This is a genomic window from Armatimonas sp. (assembly GCF_031410135.1).
Classification (GTDB): Bacteria; Armatimonadota; Armatimonadia; order Armatimonadales; family Armatimonadaceae; genus Armatimonas.
In genome coordinates, this window is record NZ_JANNYP010000043.1 from 1 (window position 1) to 10452 (window position 10452).

A 10452-nucleotide genomic window follows, 5' to 3' on the forward strand; every position below is an offset into this window, starting at 1 on the left:
GCATGGGCGAGCTGGTTCTCTCGGTGCTTGAGGTGAAGGTTCCTCGGCTCAAGGCCTACGTTGCGAAGCTTAAGGCGGAGGGAAACCCCCTCTACGATCTCTTCACGGCTCGTATGCTCTCCATTACGGACTCCCTCTGGAACCTCGCCGCGGGTGTTTCGCCTCCAGGTGAGTGGATGGGGACCAAATCCATGAATTTCCCGTTTTTTAAGTACCCGCCGACCAACGTAAATCACTCCGATGTGGTTGATATTCAGATTCTCTCCCCCAATCTCCTCGCACGGGGGGTGAATGGAGATAAGTCGCTGTATCTGAAAGGTATCCATGGCGGTACCAACGCTGGCTACCGGGCCTACATGACGACCCGGTCTCTCGCCTCGTTGCTCCCCTCGCTTGCCGATCTTGTGGCCTCACAAAACGACCGCACGGGGGCGAAGGCATCCGTGAAGGGCACCGTCAGCATCCAGAGTGCCTCGCTCGATGTCGGGGTGAATTAGGAAAGGGTGGGAATCATGAAATCAATACCAGTCAGTATCATTACGCTCCTGGCGCTCGCTCTGGCAGGCTGTGGTGGGGGCAAGAACACCCGAGCACCCCTAGCACAAGCTACGGGCCGCGCCGCCCTCCAGATCAATATTAAATGGCCAGAGGTGGGCTCACGTGCCATTCCGACCAAGGCACAGAGTATTCTTATCACGGTGAGTGCAGGAACGACGCGCATCAAAGACGTGATCGTTGCTCGGCCCGTGGGAAGTGCGCTCACGAACACACGTATTGAGGAAGTGCCGGTCGGGACGCTACATATCGCGGCGACGGCGTTTCCCGAGGTCAACGCCACGGGGACGGCGCAGGCGACGGGCGCTCAGGACGTGGCGGTCACTGTGGGCGTGACGGGAAGTGTTAGTGTGACGCTGGGCACGACGATTACTCAGGTCAGGGTGACGCGCAAGAACGGGCAGCGTGCAGTGGGTCTCACCCGTGGGGAAGACCCACCGCTGACCGTGACACTCTCACCGGGGGCGAGCGACTCGCTGACGGCCACGGCGCTGGATGCAGACAACAACCTGGTGCTCACCGATCCGAAGCGCTGGAGCTGGACGAGCGCCGCCAGTACCGTCTGTGCGATCACGCCGACGGAAGATGCCGCGAGTGTCACAGCGGGCTCCGTGGGACTGACGACGCTTCACATCACAGAGACGGAGAGCGGGAAGCAGACGACGGTCAATGTTGGGGTGGTGGGCACGCTTGGCTGGTCACAGGCCATGGGCGATGCCCAGAACAGCTCCAGCAGCGCCGCGCCTGCCGTCAGCGGCACGCTCGCCGGAATGTTCCCGCTCCCCGCAGAGGTCGGGGGGCAGTTCGATAACTACCTCTATCTCACCAGAGCTCGCACGATTGTCGAGGGGTCGACAGGAACCCTTGCCTTCCACGGCGACAACAACTGGATTCCCAATATTGGTGTCTATCAGTTCACCCCGAGTGGTAGCAAGGTGGGATTTACGGGGGACTATGGTGCTCACTCTCCCACCTACAGCGCAGATGGCGGCTTCTACACTGTGGATTCAGGCTACGATGGCAATGCCAACGTCCGCGCAAGAGGCAGTCACTCATGGACCTACACGGTTCCTGGGTACGACAACTCACCCCCAACCCTGACTGCCGACGGAGCTTTCTATATCGTGTTTGATGGCGTGCTCCATGCCCTCGATGCCGCGTCGGGTTCGAAGCGCTGGCAGGTAGCGGTCAGCATTGGGGGAGAATTTGCACCGAACACAGGGCTGTATAAAGCCAGTAAAAAGCCTGCCGTTGGCTTAGATGGGACGATCTACGTCGTCACGGATGCGGGAATTGCGGCGCTGAATCCCACCGATGGCACCAAGAAATGGGAGACGGCGTTTGGAGTGGGGGCCACCGGCGTCTTCGCGACCTATGTCGGTGTCGGGCCGGATGGAACCGTCTATGCCATCGTCCCTCAAGGGAACTACGCCTACCGCCTTGTTGCCCTGGAGCCCTCGACCGGAACCGTGAAGTGGCTGTCTACAGAGGACGTCACGGTGAATCAGAACAAAGTCGTTCTCAGCCGCACGGGCACGGTCTACATCGCCAGCTCCGAGCTAAGTGCCCAGCCGGGCATGCTCGCACTGAACGGAGCCACGGGAGCCATTCTCTGGCGGCAGCCTAGTGTCTTGCCTGCCGCGAGCGCTGGGGACGGCACTCTCTACGCCTCTCGTGACATTACCCAAAGCACCAACACGGGCATGGCCACATTCACGCAGATCGTCGCGCTGGACGCGGCCTCTGGTAGCGTGAGGTGGAGTCTCACCCCGGAGAACCCTTCGGGGAATGGCGGGATGTACTATCTTGCCCCGATTATCGCCAAAGACGGGACGCTCTACAGCTTTCGTAGTACCAATGACCCGAACTCGAATGGCCTGAACTACACTCAGATCGTCACGATACGGTAAGGAGATTGAAGTGATTTATTATGTTGCGATGGTGAACCAAGCCCCCCGTGGCTCGGCTCTCGAAACCAAAGCCGCCGCACTGAGTTCGGCGGGCAAGCTGCACGAAGCGGGGGATGCCTTCACGAGTGCCGCCAAGGCCTACACCGCGGAGGGCAATAGCAGTGCCGCCGCCAAGGCCTATGGCAAAGCGGCGGAGCTTTATGAACCACAAGCCGATGCGCTTCTGAACCCAACACGCACACCACAGGCAGCACCACTGCCCCAGACACAAGTACCCAGACCGGCTGTTGCGCCTGTCCGAACTGTTGCACCGTCGCCGCTTGCACCACGAGCGGGAATGATTGTCGGGCGGGTTATCAATGAGCTGGGCGGTGCGGCCACGAGTGTCACCGTGCGCTACTCTGGCTTTCAGGAGGGTAAGCCGATCTTCAACCACTTTGAAAATGTCGAGGGCGATGTCAAAGCCGCCGGGGGCAGCTATACGATCAGAGTGCCGCCGGGGGACTACCGGGTCTCTGCTTATGCGACCTACATCTACCAGGGTCGCACCTATCACTTTGAGCTGGAAGCACTCAACCCACCTGCTCGGCACGATCTCGATGGACTTGGGCTGGACCATCTGCGGGGTGGGCTGGTGCGCGATTTTGTGCTGAAGATGACCGCGAAGAAAGCAGGCGCGTCGGAGGAAACGGAGACGGTCTACAACGCGGCCTACTATGGGGGACGCCTAAACTTCGACTGTGGACAAACCGAGCAGATTATGGGAGGGGGGCACACCTTCGCTCCGCCTCTGGCCGGGCTTGTGGACACCGCCTATCCGCCCGACTCTCGACTGCAGATTACACTGACGCCACAAGGGGCACTAGTGGATGGCTCCGCGGGCCGTGTTGTCACTATCAAGTTACGCTTGGGCGATCACGGTACCTACCCGTTCTCACAGCGCGGGATCTTCCCTGGAGTCTACATCGCGACAGCAACCGTGACCACCCCATCGGGCAAGACGATTCCTCTGCGCCTGTCTTTGACGCGGGCAAGGACAATCCTAAAAGGCTCACCCGACGGCTACGACATGACCGTGATGGACTGGAAGCCATCGGTGCTTGTGGATTTCTTGCCCAGTGATATCGGCCCGATGCCCCGCTTTGGAGTGAAACCCGTGATGCTGTTTCTGGGCAAGTAAGTTGCCGATGTCTCGAGGAAACTAATGATAATGTCTATAAAATGCCTTGGTGTACTCTTAATCTCTGTATTGGTAATCGGCTGTGGAGGTGGAGGCGGAACACCCAGCCCGAGCCCGACTCCAGGGCCCTCTGGTAGCTTTACCCTCAAAAGCGAAGTGGTGGAGCTCGATAAGACCACCGCAACCGTTGTCTCCGTCGCACCGACACAGGTTGTTCTGCGTAGCGCACCCGCCTCTCTGGCCGTTGGGCAAGTGCTGGTGCACAACGCGCTGGATGCCACTCGGTTTGTGCGCCGCGTGACGGCACTGGCCCCGAGTGGGGACATCACTACGGTCACTACCGAAGCTGCAGGAGTGGAGGATGTCTTTTTAGACGCTAGTATTCAGCAGAGCGCCGATATAAAAGCCGAAGATCTGCTCAAACTGCAACCCGCACAGCCCGGCGTCACCTTCTCCGCGCCGACGCGAGCCCTTACCCGTGGGCGGGAGTTCGGCCCCAATGCCATCGCGATCAACTTTGGAGAGATGCAGCTCAAAGACGATGATGGAACGGTTCTTGCCCAGGTCGGTGGCTCCATGATTATGGAGGCGGGAGTGGAGACGCGCTTTCAGAAGTCGGGGATCACGGTTCAGGAGTTTCGTGTGGCTCCCTACGCCAATATCTCGGGAACGCTGTCGGCACGGGGCCGTGTGGCCGGGACATTCTCCCGAGAGTTCCCGATCTCCCTCCAGCTGCCCGTTCCACTCACGCCACTGGGGCCGCTGGGAATCAACGGGACGCTTCAGCTCTTCATGAAGCTGGATGGCCACTACTCCGCGCAGGGAGATTTTGTGGTGACGGCAGGAGTTTCCGCAAAAGAGGGAGTTCAGTACCTCAGTGGTAGTGGCTGGAGTTTGGTCAATGAGTTCGATAAAAACCTCACTCTGCGCCCTCCGAGCCTACGGGGGGAGATAGAGATGGGGGTCAGCCTGGTTCGCCCTCAGCTTGGGATTGAGATTAATGGGATTGGTGAGGCGCATGTCACGGCGGATGTCCTTCGGGTTCTAGGTCGTGTGTCCGCGCAGTCGGCCCCCGTGCCCGGTTTTGTTGTGGAAGGACTCGGCGACTTCAACTTCACGGTGGGGGGGAGCCTCCGCCTTGGCCCCATCACGCTCTGGAAAGAGGATCGCTCGTTCAACCTCGGGAGCTTCCAGATTATTCAGCCGATTCTACTGAAGACCCTAACCCCCACCGATACGCAGATTGTGTATACGGATCTCGCGTTCCATAACCTACGTGCGATGAACGGTGATGGTACCAATGACCGTATCTTGCGCACCTCCACCAGCCAGCTCTTTGCACCAACGGTCTCCAACAGCACGGGACAGATCGCCTTTGGGGTAATCAACGCGACAGGGCGCGGCGAGCTGTGGGTGATGAGTGGCGATGGCTCCAGCGCACGGCGCATCACCGACGGTACACTCTCCATCAACCATCCCACATGGCGTCCCGATGGCACCGAGCTCGCCTTCGATGCGGGAGATAGTAGCAGTATCAAGCATGTCTATACGGTCAATCTTAGTTCGGGGGCGATCCGCAAGCTGACATCGGGGAACGAAAATGCACGTATCCCGTCTTGGAGTGCGGATGGGGCATGGATCTATTTTGAGCAGACGATTACCGCCCGTAAGTACATTGCCCGAACTGCCAGTGATCGGGAGACGTTTGAGACGATCCTGGCAAACGATACGGTTGACTATGCGGAGCCCAGTCTCAGCCCGAACGGGCTCCAGCTTGTCTGTCGACGTGGAGGAAGTGAGATTCTCGTGGCCGATGAGAAGGGACGAGGCGTGAGGGTTCTTTTGAGCGATGCCAAGCTTTCGCGCCCCACATTCAGTCCGGATGGACTCAGTGTTCTGGTTCAGCGAAACGAGATCAATACCATCGGTGTAGAGGCCTATTCACTGGCAGGAGGGATGGGAGCGGCATTGGGAACGGGGCAACAGCCAGGCTGGGGGCTACGACTCTAATGCAGGAAGCGTGTCCCGCCCTGGTGAACCTGAGGTTAGATGGACACGCTTCTTCAGGTTACACTCCTGGGAAGCTTGACGGCGACAGTGATGCCGTCCTCAGGCAGTTCCCCGATCACGCACTTCCGCACCCAAAAAACGGCAGCACTCTTTGCCTATCTGGCCTTTCATGTACGGGTACCGCAGTCGCGTGAGGAGCTTATTGCGCGGTTCTGGCCCGAGAGTGGGCTTGAGCAGGGGCGTATGAGTCTGCGGACGGCGCTCTCTTCTCTCCGCAAAGACCTTGGTGAGGCGCTCGTGACCGATAAGATGAGCATCACGCTTTTTGCCGAGACGGATCTCTTGGCCTTTGAACAGGCACTACACCGTGCCCGGCAAGCGACACTTATCGAGGTGGAGAAAATCGGGCAGCTTCAGGAGGCCGTGGAGCACTATGGCGGGCCGCTACTTCCCGGGCTCTACGACGACTGGATCTTTCCAGAGCGTGATAGGCTTGCGGAGGAGCAACGCGCCGCGCTCTCTGCGCTGGCACACTGGCAGGAGGCACGAGGGGAGCCGATGCGTGCGATTGACTTCGCCCGCCGTGCGACAATTCTCGCCCCGCTCGATGAAGACCTGCGGAGCGAGCTGATTCGGCTGCTCAAAGCAACCGGGCAAGCCACGGAGGCACGCCGTCAGTTCGATGATCTGACTCGCTTGCTGGAGGATCAGCTTGGCGTGAAGCCTTCCCCGGCGACCTGTGCGCTGGTTGCTGGGCTCACCGAGAGTGTTTTGAGCGTGACAGTGCCAGCACGGCGCTTGGTACACTTGCCCCTTTCACGCGGACGATTCCGTGGGCGTCGTGAGGAGCTTTTGGCACTGGTGCAGCGCCTCGCCGGTGGCAAGAGCGACTCGGAGGGGGCACGGCTCTTCACACTCTTTGGACCCGGTGGCATCGGAAAGACCCGTCTTGCAATCGAAGCCGCCCGACGGCTCGTGGCACACGGACTGGTCACCGAGACCTACTTCATCTCGCTGGCAACCGCAACCACCATGGAGCAGGTCTGGGATGGCATTTTTCACGCGCTGGAGCTGGTGCGCTCCGGGAGCCTCCCTCCAACCACGCAGGTCGCGGCACGTTTGCAGCCCGGGAGCTGTGTATTGATCCTCGATAATCTAGAGCAAGTTGCCCTTGAGGCCGGAGAGGTTGCCACCGCACTCCTGGCAGAGATTCCCAATCTGATTCTACTGACCACCTCACGGCGACGGCTGGGAACGCCCGAGGAGACTCTGATTGCGGTCGGAGCACTCTCCGAGGAGGAGGGGGTGGAGCTCTTTGTGGATCGTGCCCGTAGTGTTGTCCCAAGCTTTACCCCAACCACTCGGGAGCGTGAGGCGATTCAGACGTTGGTTGCGCGGCTGGAGGGATTCCCCCTTGCCATCGAGCTGGCGGCTGCATGGAGCTCCGCCCTCACGCCGTCTGAGATGCTCACGCAGCTGGGCGCGGGCTTGCTCACCCTTCCCGAGAACAACCGCTCCCGAGAGGAGCGCCATAGCTCTCTGAGTGCCACGATCCGCTGGAGCGTCGAACTTCTAAGCCCTGAGCTCCGCCATGCCTTTTTTGCCCTCGCTCTCTTTCGTGGGGGCTGGTTCCCTGAGGCATCTGCCGCTGTCTGCCAGGTGAGCCGCGATAGTCTTGCGAGCCTGCGGGATCGCTCGCTGATCACCGCCCAAGCCCACGGCGACACGCTACGTTTCAGTATGCACGAGGCACTGCGCGAGTTTGGCAGCGCCTCGCTGCCTGCATCGAAAAAACGTGCCGTTCTCAAGCGCCATGCGACGCATTTTTTGACCGTCGCGGAGCAAGAGAAAGACCCGGTGCGACTCTCGCTTGAGCACGCGAACTTTCAGCTCGCCTTGGAGAGCAGCCAGGGCGTACTACAGACCTCACTCTGCCAGGCACTTGCCCCGTTTTGGGATCAGCAAGGCTTCTGGCGAGAAGGGCGCCGCTGGCTGGAGCAGGCGCTTTCGGGGGAGACCACCCTCGTTCAGAAAGCCGAGCTACTGCATGCGACAGCTCGGCTTTGTCACAGCCTGTGCGATGCGGAAGCGACGGAGCGCTATCACCGTGCCGCACGAGAGCTCGCTCTGGAGCGTGGAGATGACCGGGGAATCGGCCGCGCCCTGCTCGGGCTCGCCGCGATTCAGGCACACTACCGAGCAAACTACACCGAGTGCCAGCGCCTTACGGAGCAGGCGCAGGAGCACTTTGAGCGAGCGGACAATATTTCTGGTCAGTGTAGCTGCCTAATTGGGCTTGGCGTGCTCGCAGCGATCCAGGGCAACCTGGATGTAGCCCTTACTCACCAAACGAAGAGCCTTGCGCTCGCCGAGGCGGCAGGAGAGAATCTCGATAGCGCGATAGCACACCATCGGCTGGGGATCACGTATCTCTCGCTGGAGGAATGGGAACCGTCTAGTAGCCATCTTCAGGCTGCTGAGGCGCTGATGGCCAGTCTAATTAACCCCGCCGGGCTTGCCTACATCCGTGTGGATCTGGGAACCCTGGCAGGGGAGCAAGGAGAACCCGAGCGTGCACACTCTTACTACCAGTCCTCGCTGGCGGCGTTTCGTGAGCTGGGAGAGCTTTGGGCGTGTGCCCTCTGTCTGGGCAATTTGGCACGCCTGGCAAGGAAGCTAGGGAAATTGCGCGAATCTGCACAATACTGGGCAGAGTCGCTCCGCCTGCGTTTACTCCTACGTGATCCCTTTAGCATGGCCTCTGGGCTTGATGGCGCTACGAACCTTATTTTTAGTCACGCCGCCACCCACTTAGACATTACAATGGGCCAGGATGCAGTAACGTTGCGTACAGCGAGCACCACATGGCGATTAGCCCACGATGCGGGGGAAGTAGATCTGGAGGGCTGCGAGGAGGCGGAAATCCAAGTGCGTGCTGCCTTAGGAGAGCTCACTTGCACCTCGCCCACTCTGGAGGAGGCTACCGCCCGTGCGTTGGAGATCCTTGAGGTGATATCCGCTTAGTTGGCATTGACAAAAGCCTGTTTTTTCGCTGTCACGGAACTGTCACGCTAGGCTCTTATACTGCTGTCCATCTCCTGAAGGATAAGGACAGCAACATGAAAAAGACAGCATATTTCGGAACTCTGGTGACTCTTATGGCACTGCCTCTGGTGGGCTGTGGTGCCGCTAAGAGCATTATCAACAACAACATTCCTGCGGTTGCGAATCTCTTAAAGCTCGATGAGCAGACTCTCGTGGCAATTATGGGAGAAGGTCGCGCGGTGATCTCGGGGAATAAGAGTGTCACGGTTTCTTTTCCCAACCAGAGCATCTCCCAGGCCAGCTCGCTCGCCTCCCTGGCATTCTATCAGTCGCTTTCGCCTCAGATAATCGTGACGGTACCTTCTGGTGCGACAATGCCTGCGGACTTTCCGCTCAGCAACCTGACACTCCAACTGACGATTCGGGAGGGTGCGGGGAGCCCCACCCAGGTTGTTAACCTCTCTGCAACCGTTGCGGGCCCTGTGACCTTCACCCGAACCAGCCCTACCAGCAATGTCTATGCAGCGACAGAGCCCGTTGTCTTTACCAACAATGCGACAGGCACATCGCTTCAGCAAGTCCTAGCTATCGTCACGGGGGGCGCAGATCCCAACGCCGTGGATGCTAAGCTCTCTGTAGACAGCGACGACACCAAGCTCCCGAGTGGCTCGACGCTTACTTTTAGCCTCTATAACGGCAGTGCCAAGCCCAAGCTCTAATAGACTAAGAGAAAGGACAGCAAATGAAAACGACGACAATCACCATTCCCCTCGGTTTTTTGGGGCTTATCGTACTGAATGGAATCATGGAGGGCAATGGCCCTCTTCCTGGACGACCCGCCTCAGCAGCTCCGCAGGGGCAGTCTGCGGTCTGCCGTGAGCCTTTGATCAACAAAGCCTACAACGAAGATATTCGCCGCGCACCTCGTGGTTTGGGAGACACGGGAGAGTGCAACCCGCTCAATTACGGCGGAGGACAGTGGAGCTCGTACGAGGATCTTCGCAAGAAAGTTCGCCTCTATGGAGCCACGGTACCGCCAAGCTCTTGTCGGGATCAATTACTCACCGACACGCTGATCGAGCTCGACTCTCCTCCCTCAAAACCGGGGACGATCAGCAATACACAGAACCGTATTCGTCCCCGTGGGACTGGCGAGCTGGGCGAGTGCAACATGTACCTCTATGGCGGCGGCTCCTGGTCTGGCAAAGACGATCTCAAGGACAAGATTGTCAAGGCACGAAACGCGTTCCGACGCTACGGCTATGTCATCTCGCCTGTCGGCAAGCTGCTAGAGTCCAACTACCGCGAGATCGGCCCGGTTCAAGTGGGACCCGCCAATGCGATCCCCGTTCTCGTCCGTGAAAATGGCGTGGATACGGTCAAGGCGATCGCCGCCGATGGCCAGCGGGTGAGCAGTCCGATTGCACCTGGAACCGCGCAACAGCGAGCGCAGTTCACCGTTCGCTCACTGGACAATGGGAGCTTCTACGCTGTCCCGGTGGGCCGTTAACAAGGAGAAAACGATGTCTCAGAATCTTTCGCAACAGAAGCGCTCACGGGACCGTCGCCGCTTTCTCATGCTTGCAAGTGTGGGCTTATCGGGACTGATGGGCTATAGTGGCGGCAAAGGGGGTACAGGAGGAGAATGAACGGTTACAAGTCAATGACGGACAACAGATTCCCGGCTTTGAGTCGGCGCGGGTTTCTCCTCTTGGGCGGCAACGCGGCGGCAGGCCTTATCGGGGCAGGCTG

The 10452-nt window shown here is 59.3% G+C and carries 7 protein-coding genes; all 7 read left to right on the forward strand.

All coding sequences use genetic code 11. From position 1 onward, the window contains the following. A partial coding sequence (locus tag RMO15_RS01555; protein WP_309707185.1) for a hypothetical protein occupies positions 1–497 on the forward strand: 497 nt, incomplete at its 5' end. A gap of 15 nt (positions 498–512) precedes the next feature. Next, positions 513–2465, forward strand: a complete 1953-nt coding sequence (locus RMO15_RS01560) for a PQQ-binding-like beta-propeller repeat protein (RefSeq protein WP_309707186.1) — start codon at positions 513–515, stop codon at positions 2463–2465. A gap of 10 nt (positions 2466–2475) precedes the next feature. After that, positions 2476–3645, forward strand: coding sequence for a hypothetical protein (locus tag RMO15_RS01565; RefSeq protein ID WP_309707187.1), 1170 nt, complete (start codon positions 2476–2478; stop codon positions 3643–3645). Between the two features lie 30 nt (positions 3646–3675). Further along, entirely contained in the window at positions 3676–5655 is a 1980-nt protein-coding gene (locus tag RMO15_RS01570) for a hypothetical protein (protein ID WP_309707188.1), read from the forward strand. 39 nt (positions 5656–5694) lie between these two features. Further along, entirely contained in the window at positions 5695–8679 is a 2985-nt protein-coding gene (locus RMO15_RS01575; protein ID WP_309707189.1) for a BTAD domain-containing putative transcriptional regulator, read from the forward strand. A 95-nt stretch (positions 8680–8774) separates the two neighbouring features. Then, positions 8775–9419, forward strand: a complete 645-nt coding sequence (locus RMO15_RS01580) for a hypothetical protein (RefSeq protein ID WP_309707190.1) — start codon at positions 8775–8777, stop codon at positions 9417–9419. Between the two features lie 23 nt (positions 9420–9442). Further along, positions 9443–10210: a hypothetical protein gene (locus tag RMO15_RS01585; protein ID WP_309707191.1), complete on the forward strand. Its 768-nt coding sequence runs from the start codon at positions 9443–9445 to the stop codon at positions 10208–10210. Positions 10211–10452: the final 242 nt, after the last annotated feature.